Genomic DNA, 16117 nt, shown 5'->3' on the forward strand with positions numbered 1-16117 from the left:
CGAAGGACCTGTTTCGGTGGATCGTCAGATCGGCTGGAGCGCGACCGGCTCCGGGTCGGCGAGGAAGTCCGGCCGCAGACCGGTGACCTCGGGACGGTTGGCGACGCTGTTGTAGACGAACATCAGCATCGAGCGGCGGAACGGCGAGATGTTCGCCGCCGAGCAGTGCAGGATGTTCGGGTGGAACACCAGCACCGACCCGGCGGGCCCCTTGGGGCTCACCAGCCCGTTGGCGCGGGCGAGTTCCTCGATGACGGAGTGGCGCACCCGGAACTTCTCGTCGGCGGTGAGCGTGGCCACCCAGGCCGGCGCGTCCTCGTAGCCGAGCGGCATGCCGTCCGCGTCGCTGCTGGCGAGCAGCCCGGCGGTGTGCGAGCCGGGCACGAAGGTGAGCGGCCCGTTGAACTCCGTCACCTCGTCCAGGAACACGGCGACGTTGACCAGGTCGGGCCGGCGGATGCCGTCGCCGGTGAGCCAGTAGACGTAGTCCTGGTGCCACTCCCACTGGTCGCCGGCGAACGGCGCCTTGATGTTCACCTTCGACTGGTGCACGTACACGTCGTCGTCGAGCAGGCCGCGGACGGCGCCGAGCAGCGCCGGCCGGCGGGTGAGCGCGGCGATCGCGGGGTTCGTGCGGTGCAGGCCGTAGACCGAGCGGACGGTCCGCCCGTCGCGCTCCAGGACCCGCCCGGGGTCGTCCGCGGCGAGGATCGACGGGAGCTCGTCGAGCGCCACGTCGAGGAGGTCCCCGGCCAGCGAGCCGGGCGGCAGGAGCACGTAGCCGTCCCGGTGGTACCGCGCGACGAGTTCGGGGGCGAGCGGTGCGGCGGCCGTGCCGGCCGTGTCGTGCGTCATTGCTCAGGCCTTTCTCGTTCGGTTCGGATGCGTGCCGCGGCCGTGCCGCCGGGCCGGGCCGGGTCGGTCCGGACGGTGCGGCGTGCTACCGGACCGGGCCGGACGGCGCGGCGCGCTACCAGACCGGGCGGACGTCGATGGTGCCGAAGCGGGCCACCGGGTGCTTGCCGGCCACCTCGATCGCCTCGTCCAGGTCGGCGCACTCGATGACGTCGTAGCCGGCGATCCGGCCCTCGGCGTCGGCGAACGGGCCGTCGTCGACGACGACCTCGCCGCCGCGCACGCGCACCGAGGTGGCGTCCCCGGCCGGGCGCAGCCGGTTGCCGTCCAGCCGCACGCCGCGCCCGTCCATCTCGGTCACCCAGTCGGCGGTGCCGACCGCCATGCCCGCGTCGTCCTCGGGGGTGACCTCGGCGTCCTGGTCGGCGCAGATCAGCAGCAGGTACTTCATGGTCCGTCTCCTCGCTCGGGGTCGTCCGCCGCCGCCGGTGTCCGGGATCCACTGCGGGGATCCCTCCGGCGGCTCCTTCCGGCGGCTCCTTCTGGGAATCCGACGAACGGGCCGGCGGCGGATGGACAACCCGCGAGGGTCAGTCCAGGACGGCGTAGGCGCGGATCGGGAAGCTGCCCATGCCGATCACCGGCGGCGGGGCGGCGTGGAGGCGGAAGCCGCTCGCCGGGAGCCGGTCCAGGCCGCCGAGGTGCTCGACGATCGGGATCCCGGCGCCGAGCAGGCCGGTGTGGGCGGGGCGGTCGAGGTCGGCCATGTCGTCGATGTTGACCGAGTCGATGCCGACCAGGGCGGCGCCCTCGGCGATCAGCCGGTGCACGGCGTCGACGGTGAGGAAGGGGTGTTCGGGGTCGCCGTACTTCTCCGTCCCCCAGTGCCGGTCCCAGCCGGTGCGCACCAGTACGGCCCGCCCGGCGACCTCGTGCTGCTCCAGCAGCTCGGGCCCGACGGCCCGGCCGGTGCCGGTCGCGTCGACCAGGACGCCCGGGACGTCGGCGAGCAGGGCGAGGTCCAGGCCGGAGAGGTCGGCGCCGTCCGGGTACCGGTGGAACGGGGTGTCGAGGTAGGTGCCGGTGTTGGCGACCATCTCGATCCGCCCGATCTGGAACTCGGTGCCCGGGGTGTAGCGGGGCCGGGAGTCGGCGCGGGACATGTGGTCGGAGATGACCGGCCCGGGCAGGCCGGGGTAGGTGGTCATGCCGGCTTCGATCGGGTGGGAGAGGTCGACGACGGTGCGTCGGCTCGGTCGGTTCATCGGTTCGACTCCTGGATCCGGTCTTCGATCTGTTCTGAGCGGGGCGCCGGCAGCAGCCCGTCGTACTCGGGCTTGAGCTTCCAGTCGGGGTCGGGCGGGCGGTGGCCGGGGCGCGGGCAGTGCGTGGAGTGCTCGCCGGTCACCGGGTCGTGCAGGTAGCGCGGGCAGTTCTCGAACACCGCGGTCACGCCGACCCGCAGCACGGCCTCGGCGCCGTGGTGCGGGTGCAGCGCGTCACGGTCGGTCAGCACCTCGCAGGTGCCGTTGACCCGCAGCTTGGCGCGCAGGGCCGGGAAGAGGAAGAGCAGGCCCACGCGCCGCACGGCGGCGGCGTTGCCGAGCGTGCGGTACATGCCGTTGCCGTCGTAGCTGGGGATCTCCAGCGTCCGCAGGTCCGGCACGCGGACGAAGCCCGGCAGGCCGCCCTTGTAGGAGCACTCGGGGAAGCCGTCGGGGTCGATCGTCGCGACGTACACGGCGTCGGCCCCGCGGATCCACTCGGCGTGCCCCTCCTCCAGTTCGTCCAGCACGTACCTGTGTGCCAGGTGGTCGGCCAACTGCTCGCTGCCGAACCGGCGTTGGAGGTCGCGGCTGCCGTCGTGGTAGAACTCCTCGGGCTTCACGGGGCGACCCTCACCGCAGCGCCCGCATCTGCTGCCAGACCCGGGTGTAGTACGCGTTGGCCACGCGCTCGCGGGTGAGCGCGCCCATGCCGATCTCGCGCAGCACCTCGGGGGAGTGGTGGGCCAGCGGGGCGAGCACGTTCTCCAGCCACTCGGCGCCGTGGTCGGCGTCCACGTGGACGTGGATGCGCTGGTAGAGGATGACGTCGTCCGGCACGCCGAGGCGCGCGCAGCCGTCGACCATCGCCTGGAAGCGCACCGGCGCGGTGTACTCCATGAGCCCCATCGCGGCCAGCAGGCGGGGTGTCAGGTGCCGGTGGACGCCGTACATGAGCACCAGGTTGGCGTTCTCGAACACCTCCATGCCGCCGAGGCCGGAGACGTCGACACCGCTGAGTTCGAGCCGGGCGCGCATGTACCTGGCCGAGTGCTCGAACAGCCGGGTGTGCATCTGCTCCAGCTTGCCCTCGCCCATCTCGTCCCAGTAGTTCTCGGCCATGGTGAGCTTGCTGGTGCCGGTGGCGCCGAGCTGGGCGAGGGCGACGAGGTCGTCGAAGCGGCTGTCGACCAGCTCCTCGGCGAGGAAGAACAGCGCGATCTCCTCGATCGTCGCCTCGTCGGCGAGGTAGCGGCAGAAGGCGGGCTGGACGTGCCGGGAGCGCAGGTCGGCGAACCAGTCGGCGAGGCCCTCGGCGGTGCGCGGCAGCAGCGCCTCGTCCACCCGCCCGTCCTCCCAGCGCAGCCAGGCGTCCTCGGTGGCGGCGATGACGGGGTCGGCGTTGAGGCGCGGCACCGACAGGAACGTTTCGGCGCCGCCGAGGTAGCCGGTGTAGTGACGGTGCAGCCGCTCCATCAGGGCGAGGCGGACGGCGGTGTCCGGCTCGGTGCCGGCCGCCGGAAAAGCGGCGGCGATTTCCGCGCCGGTGTGCTCCTCCGCGCCGGACTGGCTTTCCGCGCCGGACCGGCCTTTCGTGCCGGTCCCGGTGCGCGGCGGCGCGATGCTCTCAGAAATGGCCCCGGACATGCATTCCTCCTGGGTTTTCCCTCCCCGGGAATTATCCCGGGGCAGGTCGGCCTGACCGCATCTTCCAGAATGCGGTTGCGGTTCGTTCACGCAGGGTTGTGTCCGCACGGATCGGGCGGAACGGGCGTACGGCTTTTTCGACGGCGGACGGGCCGTCACATCACGGTGGTGCGGTAGAGCAGCCGGTGGTGGTAGCGGCTGTCGCACGGGGTGCGGGTGTGCATGGTCGCGTCGTTGTCCCAGATGACCAGGTCGCCGACGTTCCAGCGGTGGCGGTACAGGTAGCGGTCCTTGGTGGCGTGCGCGTGCAGGTCGTCCAGCAGCTCGGCGCCCTCCTTCTCGCCGAGCCCCACGACCCCGCTGATGATCATGCTCCCGAGCAGGAGCGAGCTGCGGCCGGTCACCGGGTGGCGGCGCACGATCGGCTGCGCCACGTCCGGGGTGCGCTCGCGCTCCTCGGCGGAGAGCGGCTTCTTGTGCGGGTTAGTGAGGAGCTCCTGGTCGACGAGGTGCGCCATGGAGTGGACGGCCTGCAGACCGCCGATCCGCTCCCGGACCTCCGCGGGCAGCTCGTCGTAGGCCGTCGTGCTGTCCGCGAAGATCGTGTCGCCGCCCTCCTCCGGGGCGATCGCCGAGTACAGCAGCGAGGCACGGCTCATGACCTCGCGCCACGAGTAGTCGGTGTGCCACTCCTCCTGGTCGTCCCCGTCGTAGAGGCCGATCGGCTCGCCGTCCTCGAAGATGTTGCTGATCTTCAGGACCTCGGGGTGGTCCGGCACGACGTACCGGGCGACGGGGTAGACGTCCAGCGGGCCGAACAGCCGGCTGAAGCGGACGTGGTCGGCGTGGCTCAGGTCCTGGTCCGGCAGGACGAGGACGCGGTGGCGGACGAGGTCGTCGAGGATCCGGTCGGCGGTCTCCCGGCCGACCTCCTCGCGCAGGTCGATGCCGGTGATGCGGGCGCCGAAGACGGGGCCCAGCGGTTCGAGCGTGTAGGACGTCATGGGAAACACCTCTCGTGTGAGGTACCTCGGTCTGCGGCCGCCGGTCAGAGGGTGCGCCAGTCGCGCTCCGGATCGGCGAGGACGGCGAGCACGATCCGCCGGTACGCGGCCACCCAGCCCGCCACCGTCTCCTCGTCGAACTCCTCGGGGTTGTACTGGACCATCCCGCTGACCTCCCCCGACGGCGCGACGCCCATGTTCCAGGCGGCGCCGCCCGGGATCTGCTCGCTCGCGCTCTCGCCCTTGGCGACGGGCACGGTCCCCTCGGAGAACAGGAACGGGTCCGCGCCCCCGGCCGGGGCGGCCAGCGTCTCGGAGAAGCCGAAGATGAAGTCGCAGTTGCGCGGGTCGGCCATCGGCGCCATCAGCGACGGCACGGCCTGCTCGACCCAGTGGATCGGCACCTCGTGCCGGTACGCCTCCAGGCAGGTGGTGCGCACGGCCAGGAGGAGCTCGCGGAAGGTGCCCGCGTCCGCGAGGTCGGTGCGCAGCGCCAGGAAGTTGAGGAACGGGCCCACGGTGTCCTGGTACTCGGGCCGGCCCCGCCCGTGCACGATCGTGTTGACGACCGGGTCGTCCGTCCCGGAGATCCGGCTCGCCAGCACGGCGAACGCCCCCAGCATCACCATGAAGCGCGAGCAGCGGGCGGCCTTGGCGAGCGCCGCCACCGCGTCCGTCGTCGCCGCGTCGAAGCGGAAGGGGTGCGCGACGTACAGCTCGGTGTGCTCGGGCGGGATCGGGCGGTCGGCCGGCAGGGTGAAGAACGGCGCGCCGTCCAGCCGCTTGCGCCAGTACGCGAGGTTCTCGGCCGCCGCGTCGCCGGACTGGTTCTCCGCCTGCCACCGCGTGTACTCGCCGTACTGGCGCAGCGCCGGCAGGCCCGGCTCGCGGCCCGCCGTCCGGGCGGCGTAGCACGCGGCGAGGTCGCGGTGGATCAGCTGGAGCGCCCAGCCGTCGCACGCCGTGTGGTGGCTGACCAGGCCGAGCACCGCGTCCCGCTCGTCGAAGCGGGTGAGGAACGCCCGCAGCAGCGGCAGCCGTTCGACGGGCAGCGCCGTCGACTCCGCCTCGGCGAGCAACTGCTGCGCCGCCGCGTCGCGCCGCGCCCAGGCCACCGGCAGGTCCCGCACGTGCAGCGGCACCCGGGTGGCCGGGCGCACCTGCTGGTACGGCGGCTCGGCGTCGCGCACGATCACCGTGCGCAGCACCTCGTGCCGCGCCACCACGTCGTCCAGCGCGCCCTGGAGCGCGGCCACGTCGACGGGCCCGGTGATGCGCAGCGCCTTGGACACCGTGAACCGGGGCCCGAACGAGCCGGAGCCCGCGTTGGCGCACCAGTGCTCCTGCTGGCTGGAGAGGGGGTGGCGGCCGGTCCCGTCCCCGGAGTACCCGGCGGGCGGGACCGGCGCTGCGTCCTCGGTGTGCGGCACGTCGTCTCCTCGGCTCGGCTGTCGGAGTGCGGTTCGACACCTCGACGAACGGGAGGACCGCGGTTTGGACGACGGCGGCGAAAAATCTTCAGTCGATTTCTGCGGGGTCCTGCTTCGGCTGCTCGGCGGCGGCCTCGTGGGCCCGGACGGCGCGGGCGAAGGAGCGCAGGTCGCCCGCGAGGAGCTCGGGCACCTCCAGGGCGGGGAAGTGCCCGCCCTCGGCGAACTCGCTCCACTGGACGATGCTCGGGAAGCGCCGCTCGGCGATCCGCCGCACCGGCAGGCTCCCGTCGTGGGCGAAGGCGGCGACGGCGAGCGGCACCGGCTGCGGCGGCCCGGCGACGGGCTGGCGGGCGGCGTCGGGGAGCATGTCGGCCATCTCGTAGTACAGCTGTGCGGACGAACCGGCCGTCGCCGTCAGCCAGTAGAGCGAGACGGTGGTCAGGAGCTGGTCCCGGCTGATCGAGTCGCCGCTCGTCCAGTCCCGGAACTTCTCGGCGATCCAGGCCAGTTGGCCGACCGGGGAGTCGGTGAGGCCGTAGGCGAGGGTCTGCGGGCGGGTGCTCTGGATCTTCATGTAGCCGGCCCGGCCGGTGGTCTCGAAGGCGGCCAGGTAGGCGAGCCGCGCCTGGTCCGCCTCGTCGAGGCCCTCCAGGTCCTCCGGGCCGGTGGGCGGGGTCAGCAGGAACGTCACGTGCGCGCCGGCGAGGTGCTCGGGGTCGAGCGCGGCGGCGGTCAGCGAGATCCACACGCCGAGGTCGCCGCCGTGGGCGAGGTAGCGGCCGTAGCCGAGCCGGCGCATCAGCTCCGTCCAGGCCCGCGCGATCCGCGGCACGTCCCAGCCGGCCTCGGGCGCGGGGCCGGAGAAGCCGAAGCCGGGCGGGGCCGGTATGACGACGTGGAACGCGTCCGCCGGGTCGCCGCCGTGGCTGCGCGGGTCCGTCAGCAGCTCGATGACGTCCAGGTACTCGGCGACCGACCCGGGCCAGCCGTGGGTGAGGATCAGCGGCGTGGCGTCCGGCTCGGGGGAGCGCACGTGCAGGAAGTGCACGGTGGCGCCGTCGATCTCGGTGCGGAACTGCGGGAAGCGGTTCAGCCGCTCCTCCACGGCCCGCCAGTCGAACTCCGTGCGCCAGTACTCGGTGAGCTCCTTCAGGTACTCCAGCGGCACCCCGCGGGCCCAGCCCGCCCCGGGCACCTCGGCCGGCCAGCGCACCGCCGCCAGGCGGCGGTGGAGGTCGTCCAGGTCCTCCTGCGGAACGGCGATTCGGAACGGCTGCATTTCCGGGCCTCCTCAATTCGGCGGGCGGCACGCCGCCCCTTCGTCCCTGCCGCCCGGGGACGCTACCAGCGCGCTCCGGCGCTAAACAGGGATCACCGGGGCACCGCCGGGCGACAGAGCAATCTGGAAGTAGAGGCGCATTCGCGGGACGTCAATGATGGTGCCGTCGGCCGGGCACGCTGCTTCGGCGCGCGCCGTCCATTCCCGTTTCTCCGGATGTGCGCTCCCGTTCGCTTTCTTCCGCTCCTTCCGTTCCTTCGCTCCTTCCGCTCCTTCCGCTCCTTCCGCTCCTTCCGCTCCTTCCGCTCCTTCCGCTCCTTCCGTTCCTTCCGCCGTCGGACGTTCCAAAGAGGGGAGCACGGTGGCTACTCGAATCGGCGACCGGGCCGTGGTGCTGGGCGCCAGCGTGGCCGGGCTGCTCGCCGCCCGCCTGCTGGCCGACGCCTACCGCAGCGTCACGGTGGTGGACCGGGACGCGCTCACGTCCTCCGCCGCCCCGCGCCGCAGCGCGCCGCAGGGCCGGCACGTCCACGGCCTGCTCGCCCGCGGCCAGCAGGTGCTGGAGGAACTGTTCCCCGGCCTCACCAAGGAGCTCGCCGAACTCGGCGTCCCCGTCTGCGACTTCGGCACCGGACTCACCTGGTACTTCGCCGGTCGCCCGATCCGCAAGGCCGAGACCGGGCTGATCTGCGTCTCCGCCGAGCGCCCGCTGCTGGAGGCCCGGGTGCGCGAGCGCGTCCTCGCCCTCTCCAACGTCCGCCTCCTCGACCGCTGCGACATCAACGGCCTCGACTCCTCGCCGGACCGCGCCCGCGTCACCGGCGTGCGCGTCCAGCCCCTCGGAGGCGCCGAGGAGGTCCTCGCCGCCGACCTCGTCGTCGACGCCACCGGCCGCGGCTCGCGCACCCCGCTCTGGCTCCGCGAACTCGGCTACCCTCAGGTGCCGCAGGAGCGCGTCAAGATCGACCTCACCTACACCACCGCCGAGTTCGCCGCCCCGCTGCCCGTCGACCCGATCGGCGACGGCGCCGGCCTGGTCTGCGTCGCCGGCCCCGGCCGGCCGCGCGGCGCCACGCTGGTGCGCCTGCACGACCGCTACGCCCTCGCCCTCTACGGCCTGCTCGGCGAGCGCCCGCCCACCGACCCCGAGGGCTTCCTCGCCTTCGCGAAGAAGATGCCCGTCCCCGAGATCCACGCGGCCGTCGAGCACGCCCGGATGATCACCGAGCCGGTCTCCATGCACTTCCCCGCGAACGTGCGCCACCGCTACGAGCGCGTCGAGCGCCTGCCCGACGGCCTGCTCGCGATCGGCGACGCCGCCTGCGTGTTCAACCCCATCTACGCCCAGGGCATGACCGTCGCCGCGATCGGCGCCACCGTGCTCCGCGGCCACCTGGAGCGCGGCGTCCCGCCTCGCCCGCGCGACTACTTCCGCGACCTCGCGGCCGTCATCGACGCACCCTGGGACATGGCCGTCGGCGGCGACCTCGGCTTCCCCGAGGTCCGGGGCCGGCGCACGCTCGCCGTGCGGATGGCCAACCTCTACATGCCGCGCCTGCAGGCCGCCGCCGCCCACGACGCCACCCTCTCCACCGCGTTCCTGCGCGCGGCCGGCCTGGTCGACCCGCCCCAGGCGCTCATGCGGCCCTCGGTGGTCACCCGGGTGTTCCGGCCGCGTCCCAGGTCCTGACGCGTGTCCTGCCAGGTGTGTCCTGCCTGGTGTGTCCCGCCCGACCAACCCGCACACGGAACTACCGGAGGTTCCCCGTGACAGCCCACCCCGAGCCCATCGTGCTCGACCCCACCGGCCGGGACGTCCACGCCGAGGCCGAACGCCTGCGCGCGCAGGGCCCGGTGGCGCAGGTGACCCTGCCCGGCGACGTCCGCGCCTGGTCGGTCGTCGGCTACGACACCGTCCGCCAGGTGCTCAACGACGAACGCTTCGCCAAGAACGCCCACGAGCACTGGCCCGCCTTCGTCAACGGCGAGATCAGCGACGACTTCCCGCTGATCGGCTGGGTGCTCATGGACAACATGACCACCAGCGACGGCGCCGCCCACGCCCGGCTGCGCAACCTCACCGCCAAGGCCTTCACCATGCGCCGCACCGAGGCCATGCGCCCGCGCGTCGAGCGCATCGTCCGCGAGCTCCTCGACGACCTCGCCACCGCCGCGCCCGGCGAGGTCGTCGACCTCAAGGACCGCTACGCCTACCCGCTGCCCACCAAGGTGATCTGCGAACTCTTCGGCGTCCCCGAGCACATGCGCCGCGACGTGATGCGCGGCGGCGAGGTCAACACCGAGACGACGATCAACCACGAGGAAGCCGTCGCCAACGTCGAGTCCTGGCACAACGCGATGTACGAGCTCATCGAGATGAAGCGCAAGGAGCCGGACGACGACCTCCTGAGCATGCTCATCGAGGCCCGGGACAACGGCTCCCGGCTCAACCAGTCCGAACTCGCCGGCACCCTGCACCTGATGCTCGGCGCCGGCTCCGAGACGACCACCAACCTGCTCAGCAAGGCCGTCGTCGCGCTGCTCACCCACCCCGAGCAGTTCGCGCTGGTCCGCGAGGGGAAGGTGCCGTGGCGGGACGTCATCGAGGAGACCCTGCGGGTCGAGTCCCCGATCGCCCAGCTGCCGTTCCGCTTCACCACCGAGGAGGTGGAGCTCGCGGGCGTGCGGATCCCCAAGGGCGACCCGGTGCTGATCGGCTTCGCCGCCTCCGGGCGCGACCGCGGCCGGCACGGCGAGGACGCCGACCGCTTCGACATCACCCGCCCCGACAAGGAGCACCTGTCCTTCGGCTACGGCGTCCACCACTGCCTCGGCGCGCCGCTGGCCCGCATGGAGGCCGCGATCGGGCTGCCCGCGCTGTTCGAGCGCTTCCCCGACCTGGCCCTCGCCGTCCCGGCCGAGGAGGTCCAGCCGCAGGGCACCTTCCTGCTCAACGGCACCGCCACGCTGCCCATCCGCCTGACGCCCGCTTCCTGACCACCTCGAAGGAGCCCCATGAACGCGAACGCACCGGTGAACGCGAACGCACCGGCCCGCGCGGAGCTGGTCCGCCGCGCGGCCGAAGTCGCCCCCGTCCTGCGCGCCAACGCCCCGTGGGGGGACGAGCACCGGCGGCTGCACGAGGAGTCCCTGGCGGCGCTCACCGACGCCGGCCTGTTCAGGATGCGGGTGCCGGCCCGCTACGGCGGCTACGAGACCGACGCCGCGACCTTCGTCGAGGTGATGACCGAACTCGCCAAGGGCGACGGCTCGGCGGCGTGGAACGTCTCCGCGTGGTCGATCTCGGCCTGGATGGCCTGCCAGTTCCCCGACCACGTCCAGGACGAGGTGTTCGGCTCGTCCGCCGGGGACGTCCGGGTGTGCGGCGTGCTCAGCCCGAGCGCCTCCGCCGTCCCGGCCGCCGACGGCGCCGTCGTGAACGGTGCCTGGCAGTTCATCAGCGGCGCGCACCACAGCGGGTGGCAGGTCGCCCTCGCGATGGGACCGACGCCGGACGGGCAGTCGCAGTGGCCGCTGATGGCGCTGATCCCGCTCTCCGACCTGACGATCGTCGACGACTGGGACACCACCGGCCTGCGCGGCACCGGCAGCGTCACCACCGTCGCCGAGGACGTGTTCGTGCCGCAGGACCGCCTGCTGCCGCTCGCCCTCGTGCTCCAGGAGCAGTCCGCCTCCAAGCTCAACCCGGAGTCGGCGCTCTACCGCGCCCCGCTCATCGCCACCGGCTGCACGACGTTCACCGGCACCGCGATCGGCCTCGCCAAGTCGGCGCTCGCGACGTATCTGGAGCAGCTCGACAAGAAGATCACCTACACCGAGTACGGGTCCCGGCGCGAGGCCGCCGTCACCCACCTCCAGGTGGCCGAGGGGGCACTGCAGATCGAGGAAGCCGAGGGCCACGCCGCGCGGCTGGCCGCCCTGGTCGACGCCAAGGGCGCGGCCGGCGAGCCGTGGACGGTCGAGGAGCGGGTGCACGCCCGCGCCTACCTCGGCCGCGTCTTCGACCGCGCCACCCGCACCGCCCGTACCCTCGGCGACGCGAGCGGCGGCGGCTCCCTCTACCTCACCGGCGCGCTCCAGCGCACCGTGCGGGACCTCCACGCGCTGAGCCTGCACGCCCTGATGCACTCGTCGACCAACACCGAGCTCTACGGCCGCGTGCTGTGCGGGCTGGCACCCAACACGATGTACCTGTAGCCGGTCCACTGGCCCCGGGAACTCCCGGGGCCAGTGTGGCCCTCACACGTCCCGTCGACCGACCAGGACGAACGCGATCCCGAGCGCGACGGCCGCGTAGGCGGCACACACCAGGATCGAGACCGTCGGGGAGAAGGTGTCCACCTGGGGCCGGATCGACACCGCACCGGCCGCGGCCCGCTGGAGCCCGTAGCGCATGAGCTCGTGGCGCGGCCCGTCCGGTAGCCGGTCCAGGGCCTGCGGCACGAGGAACACGAGCGTGAACAGCACGGCGATCGCCCCGGCCGTGGCCCGCAGGATCGCGGCCAGCGCCGTGCCGAGCACGGTGACGATCACGATGTACAGCACCGCGTAGGCCAGCGCCCGGACGACGCCGGGATCGGTGAGCGAGACGCCGCCGCGGCCCGCCATGATGCCCTGGCTCAGCAGGAACGAGGCGCCGAGGATCACCACGCCGGACACCAGCGCGAGTCCCGCGGCGACCACGACCTTGGCGGTGAGCACCTGGAGGCGCTGTGGTGTCGTGGCGAAGGTGGTCCGGATGAGCCCGGTCGTGTACTCGGCACTGACCGTCAGCACGCCGAGCACGCCCACCACCAGCTGCGCGAAGATCGCGCCGAACAGCGGCGCCGAGACGGGGTCGAAGGCCGCGCGGTCGCGCACGGTCATCGTGGGCCAGCCGGCCGCCGTCGCGTCGGCCACCGAGCAGGCGACGGTGAGGACGAGGACGGCCGCCGCGACCATGGACAGGTGCGTCGAGCGGACCGACCGCAGCTTGATCCACTCGGCGGCGAGCAGTTCAGTGCGCATCGCGGGCCCCCTGGTAGTCGACCGAATCCCGGGTGAGGTCCATGAACACGTCCTCCAACGAGGCCTGGCGGGCAACCAGTTCGTGGACCGGCAGGCCGTGGCGCGCGGCCAGGTCACCGACCTCGTCGACCGTCAGCCCGGTGATGACCAGTGCCCGGTCGCCCTCGTACGCGACGGTGGCGCCGCGTTCGCGCAGCACGGCGGCGAGCGCCTCGCGCCGGGGGGAGCGGGCGTGCACCCGCCCCTGCCCGAGCCGCTCCGTTCCCGCGTCGGCGATCAGCCTGCCGCGGCCGATGACGACGAGGTGGTCGGCGGTCAGCGCCATCTCCGTCATGAGGTGGCTGGAGACCAGGACGGTCCGTCCCTCGGCGGCGAACGAGCGCATCAGTGTCCTGATCCACACGATTCCTTCCGGGTCCAGCCCGTTGACCGGCTCGTCGAACATGAGCACCGGCGGATCGCCGAGCAGCGCGGCGGCGATGCCGAGCCGCTGCTTCATGCCGAGCGAATAGGCCCCGGCCCGCCGGTCCGCGACCCGGGTGAGTCCCACCTCGTCGAGGACCTCGGCCACGCGCCGCGCCGGAACGCGGCTCGCCACCGCGAGCGCCGTCAGGTGGGCGCGCGCCGAGCGGCCGGGGTGGACGGCGCCGGCGTCGAGCAGCGCGCCGACGTGGTGCAGCGGGTGCCGCAGTTCCCGGTACGGACGGCCGTCGACCAGGGCCGTCCCGGAGTCGGGCGCCTCCAGGCCGAGGACCGCCCGCATGGTGGTGGACTTGCCCGAGCCGTTCGGCCCGAGGAACCCGGTGACCCGGCCCGGCCGGACGGTGAACGTCAGGTCGTCGACGGCGAGTGTGCGGCCGAACCTCTTGGTGAGTCCGGTGACTTCGATCATGTGTCTCTCCCTTCGGCCACCACTGTGCCGACCGGCGGGGCCAGGGGGCGTCGGACCACGGGTCGGTTTCGCGGCGTACGGCCACGGCATGATCCACTAGCAGACGTCGGCCCGGGGGATGACGGCCTCGCGGATGATGAACGGCGGGGCGGGACGGGCTACCGTCGGCGCCATGACCGTCCTCGCCCGGCCGCCCCTCATCCGACGTCTGCGCCTGCGTGACCTCGTCGCCGTCGACGCGCTGGCCGGTGCGGCCCTGTGCGCGCTCGCGCTGCGGGACGGCCTCGGGGGCCACGAGGCCGTCGTCGCCGTACCCGAAGCGGTGTCGGTCGTGCTGGCCCTGGTGCTCGGCGCGGCCGTCGCGGTGCGGCGGGTGCAGCCGTGGCCGTCGGTGTGGGCGGTCGCGGTGGCGTCGCCGCCGGTCGCGCTGCAGTCCCTCGCCTTCCCGCTCGCGCTCCCGGCCGCGATGGTGCTCGTGCTCTACACGCTCGCCGTGTGCGCGCCGCGCCGGGAGGCGGTGCTCGGCCTCGCGCTGATCCCCGGCTGCACCGCGCTCGGACTGGCCGCGGCCTGGTCCGGCCTGCTCGGGCCGGGGATCGCGGACACGGCCGCCTCGCACCACGTGTTCCGTCAGGAGGCGCTCGGCCTCGTCCTGGTGACGCTGCCCCTGAGCGGGGTCTGGATGATCGGCGTCGCGGTGCGTGCCAACCGCGCCTACACGGCGGGCCTCCGGGCCCAGGCGGAGCAGCACGCCCGCGAGCAGGTCGTCGAGGAGCGGCTGCGGATCGCCCGCGAACTCCACGACGTCGTCGCCCACAGCATGTCGCTGATCACGATGCAGGCCTCCGTCGCCGCCTTCGTGGCCGACAGCCGTCCCGCGGAGGCCGTCAAGGCGCTCACCTCCATCGAGGCCACCGGCCGCGGCGCCCTTCAGGAGATGCGCCGCCTGCTCGGCATCCTGCGCGATGCGGACGGCAACACCCTGGACCCGGAGCTGCTGCCCGCCCCCGGCGTGGCCGACCTCGACGCCCTGGTGGCGCGGACCGCCGGATCCGGGCCGCGCGTCGAACTGGTCATCCGCGGCGAGCGCCGCGCGCTGCCCGGCACCGTCGAACTCGCCGTGTACCGCATCGCGCAGGAGGCGCTGACCAACGTGCTCAAGCACGCCGACGCCGGACGGGGACGCGTCGTCCTCGACTACGGCCCCGACACCGTCACCGTCGAGGTGGCCGACGACGGCCGGGGCGGCTCGGCCGGCACACCCGGGACAACCGGCGCACCCGGCGCACCCGGCCACGGACTGATCGGCATGCGCGAGCGCGTGGCCGCGTTCGGCGGGGAGTTCGAGGCCGGCCCGCTGCCCGGTCGCGGCTACCGGGTCGCCGCCCGCATCCCGGTGGAGGCCGCGCCGTGATCCGGGTGCTCATCGCCGACGACCAGACGCTGCTGCGCGGAAGCCTGAGCCTCCTGCTCGACTCCCAGCCCGACATGACGGCGGTCGGCGAGGCCGCCGACGGGCACGAGGCCGTCGAACTCGCCGCGCGCGAGCGGCCCGACGTCGTCCTCATGGACATCCGGATGCCCGGACTCGACGGCCTGGGGGCGACCCGCCGGATCGTGCCCGCACACCCGGAGACCAAGGTCCTCGTCCTGACCACCTTCGACCTCGACGAGTACGTCTACGGCGCCCTGCGGGCCGGCGCGAGCGGCTTCCTCCTCAAGGACACCCCGCCCGCCGACCTGGTCGCGGCGATCCGCGTCGTCGCCGGCGGGGACGCGTTGCTCGCGCCGGGGATCACCAAGCGCCTCATCGCGGAGTTCGCCCGCACGCCCGACCCGGGCCGCCGCCCGACGACCTCGCTCGGCGCGATCACCGAGCGGGAGCGCGAGGTCCTCGAACTCGTCGGACGCGGCCTGACCAACCAGGAGATCGCGAGTCGCCTGGTCGTCAGCCTGGCGACGGCCAAGACGCACGTCGGACGCCTGCTCACCAAGCTCGACGCCCGTGACCGGGCCCAACTGGTCATCGTGGCCTACGAGAGCGGCCTGATCGTGCCGCGGTGACCGGCTGCCGCCGGCAGCTCAGGCCTCGGTGTCCTCTGGATCCCCCGGCCAGACGCCCGCCCGGACCAGGCCGAGGACCAGGGCCGCGATGTTCCACGCGTCGTCCTCGCCCCGGTGGTGACGCCCCTCAAGGGGCAGCCCGGCCAGCTCCAGGGCCTTCGCCATGCCGGGGCGCTTGCGCAGCCCGAACGCGTCGGCGAAGACCGCCTTGGCGTTGGTGTGCCGCTCGCCGAAGCCGAAGGGGTACGTCACCCCGTTGTCGCGGCACTGGCGGGTGAACTGCTTGCGGTCGTAGTCGCCCCAGCTGGCCCAGGCCCGCTCGCCCGCGCCGTGCTCGTCGGCCAGCAGCGCGCAGGCGTCGGCGAACGACAGGCCGGTGTCGACCTCCCACTGCGTCAGCCCGGTCAGCTCGGTGCAGAACGCGCTGACGGTCGAGCGCCCCGGCCGCACCAGGATCCGGTGGCGCCCGACGCGTTCGCGGGCTTCGAGGTCGACGACGGTCAGCCCGATCTCGATGATCTCGTTGACCTCCCCGGGCGGCACCCGGCCGTCCCAGCAGGTGGCCTCGACGTCCACCACGTTGAGCAATCGTGCGTCCATGCGGGGATCATGGGCGGCGGCCGCCGGTGCGGTCAATCGGTTATCGGCCG

Annotated in this window: 16 protein-coding genes; 5 read left to right on the forward strand and 11 right to left on the reverse strand. The window is 73.2% G+C overall.

All coding sequences use genetic code 11. The features are described from left to right. Positions 1 to 24 precede the first annotated feature (24 nt). The 8 genes from ACFVSN_RS39240 to ACFVSN_RS39275 form a co-directional block, all read right to left on the reverse strand. Positions 25 to 855: a phytanoyl-CoA dioxygenase family protein gene (locus ACFVSN_RS39240; RefSeq protein WP_380446643.1), complete on the reverse strand. Its 831-nt coding sequence runs from the start codon at positions 853 to 855 to the stop codon at positions 25 to 27. A 115-nt stretch (positions 856 to 970) separates the two neighbouring features. Further along, positions 971 to 1306 carry a YciI family protein gene (locus ACFVSN_RS39245; RefSeq protein WP_329927846.1) on the reverse strand — a complete coding sequence of 112 codons (336 nt, stop codon included), beginning with the start codon at positions 1304 to 1306 and terminating at the stop codon, positions 971 to 973. A gap of 139 nt (positions 1307 to 1445) precedes the next feature. Continuing rightward, positions 1446 to 2120 (reverse strand): cyclase family protein, encoded by a 675-nt coding sequence (locus tag ACFVSN_RS39250; RefSeq protein WP_387958146.1) that lies wholly within the window; start codon positions 2118 to 2120, stop codon positions 1446 to 1448. Then, positions 2117 to 2743, reverse strand: a complete 627-nt coding sequence (locus ACFVSN_RS39255) for a pyridoxamine 5'-phosphate oxidase family protein (protein WP_387958148.1) — start codon at positions 2741 to 2743, stop codon at positions 2117 to 2119. The genes ACFVSN_RS39250 and ACFVSN_RS39255 overlap by 4 nt, the downstream gene beginning before the upstream one ends. Before the next feature lie 10 nt (positions 2744 to 2753). Continuing rightward, positions 2754 to 3767 (reverse strand): iron-containing redox enzyme family protein, encoded by a 1014-nt coding sequence (locus tag ACFVSN_RS39260; RefSeq protein WP_387958150.1) that lies wholly within the window; start codon positions 3765 to 3767, stop codon positions 2754 to 2756. A gap of 155 nt (positions 3768 to 3922) precedes the next feature. Next, positions 3923 to 4771: a TauD/TfdA dioxygenase family protein gene (locus ACFVSN_RS39265; protein WP_380492595.1), complete on the reverse strand. Its 849-nt coding sequence runs from the start codon at positions 4769 to 4771 to the stop codon at positions 3923 to 3925. Between the two features lie 44 nt (positions 4772 to 4815). Next, positions 4816 to 6201 carry a condensation domain-containing protein gene (locus tag ACFVSN_RS39270; protein WP_387958151.1) on the reverse strand — a complete coding sequence of 462 codons (1386 nt, stop codon included), beginning with the start codon at positions 6199 to 6201 and terminating at the stop codon, positions 4816 to 4818. A gap of 88 nt (positions 6202 to 6289) precedes the next feature. Then, positions 6290 to 7483, reverse strand: coding sequence for an epoxide hydrolase family protein (locus ACFVSN_RS39275; protein ID WP_387958153.1), 1194 nt, complete (start codon positions 7481 to 7483; stop codon positions 6290 to 6292). A gap of 361 nt (positions 7484 to 7844) precedes the next feature. Here ACFVSN_RS39275 and ACFVSN_RS39280 point away from each other — a divergent pair, with 361 nt between their 5' ends. The 3 genes from ACFVSN_RS39280 (at position 7845) to ACFVSN_RS39290 (ending at position 11701) form a co-directional block, all read left to right on the forward strand. After that, positions 7845 to 9173 carry an FAD-dependent oxidoreductase gene (locus ACFVSN_RS39280; RefSeq protein ID WP_387958155.1) on the forward strand — a complete coding sequence of 443 codons (1329 nt, stop codon included), beginning with the start codon at positions 7845 to 7847 and terminating at the stop codon, positions 9171 to 9173. A gap of 77 nt (positions 9174 to 9250) precedes the next feature. After that, positions 9251 to 10480, forward strand: a complete 1230-nt coding sequence (locus ACFVSN_RS39285; protein ID WP_387958157.1) for a cytochrome P450 — start codon at positions 9251 to 9253, stop codon at positions 10478 to 10480. An 18-nt stretch (positions 10481 to 10498) separates the two neighbouring features. Further along, positions 10499 to 11701, forward strand: a complete 1203-nt coding sequence (locus tag ACFVSN_RS39290) for an acyl-CoA dehydrogenase family protein (RefSeq protein ID WP_387958159.1) — start codon at positions 10499 to 10501, stop codon at positions 11699 to 11701. A gap of 42 nt (positions 11702 to 11743) precedes the next feature. Here the strand turns inward: ACFVSN_RS39290 and ACFVSN_RS39295 are convergent, their stop codons facing one another. Next, the gene (locus ACFVSN_RS39295) at positions 11744 to 12511 is read right to left on the reverse strand and encodes an ABC transporter permease subunit (RefSeq protein ID WP_387958161.1); all 768 of its coding nucleotides are present in this window, start codon (positions 12509 to 12511) and stop codon (positions 11744 to 11746) included. Further along, the gene (locus ACFVSN_RS39300; RefSeq protein ID WP_387958163.1) at positions 12501 to 13403 is read right to left on the reverse strand and encodes an ATP-binding cassette domain-containing protein; all 903 of its coding nucleotides are present in this window, start codon (positions 13401 to 13403) and stop codon (positions 12501 to 12503) included. Before ACFVSN_RS39300 ends, ACFVSN_RS39295 begins: the two co-directional genes overlap by 11 nt. Before the next feature lie 172 nt (positions 13404 to 13575). On the opposite strand from ACFVSN_RS39300, the gene ACFVSN_RS39305 reads away from it, so the two are divergent. Both ACFVSN_RS39305 and ACFVSN_RS39310 read left to right on the forward strand, forming a co-directional pair. Then, entirely contained in the window at positions 13576 to 14817 is a 1242-nt protein-coding gene (locus ACFVSN_RS39305) for a sensor histidine kinase (protein ID WP_387958165.1), read from the forward strand. Then, on the forward strand, positions 14814 to 15467 hold the full coding sequence (locus ACFVSN_RS39310) for a response regulator (protein WP_387958168.1): 654 nt from the start codon (positions 14814 to 14816) through the stop codon (positions 15465 to 15467). Before ACFVSN_RS39305 ends, ACFVSN_RS39310 begins: the two co-directional genes overlap by 4 nt. Positions 15468 to 15485: 18 nt before the next feature. Here ACFVSN_RS39310 and ACFVSN_RS39315 read toward each other — a convergent pair whose 3' ends face one another. Continuing rightward, the gene (locus ACFVSN_RS39315) at positions 15486 to 16067 is read right to left on the reverse strand and encodes an exonuclease domain-containing protein (RefSeq protein ID WP_387958170.1); all 582 of its coding nucleotides are present in this window, start codon (positions 16065 to 16067) and stop codon (positions 15486 to 15488) included. Positions 16068 to 16117: the final 50 nt, after the last annotated feature.

It is taken from the genome of Kitasatospora sp. NPDC057904, from assembly GCF_042887925.1.
Taxonomy (GTDB): domain Bacteria; phylum Actinomycetota; class Actinomycetes; order Streptomycetales; family Streptomycetaceae; genus Kitasatospora.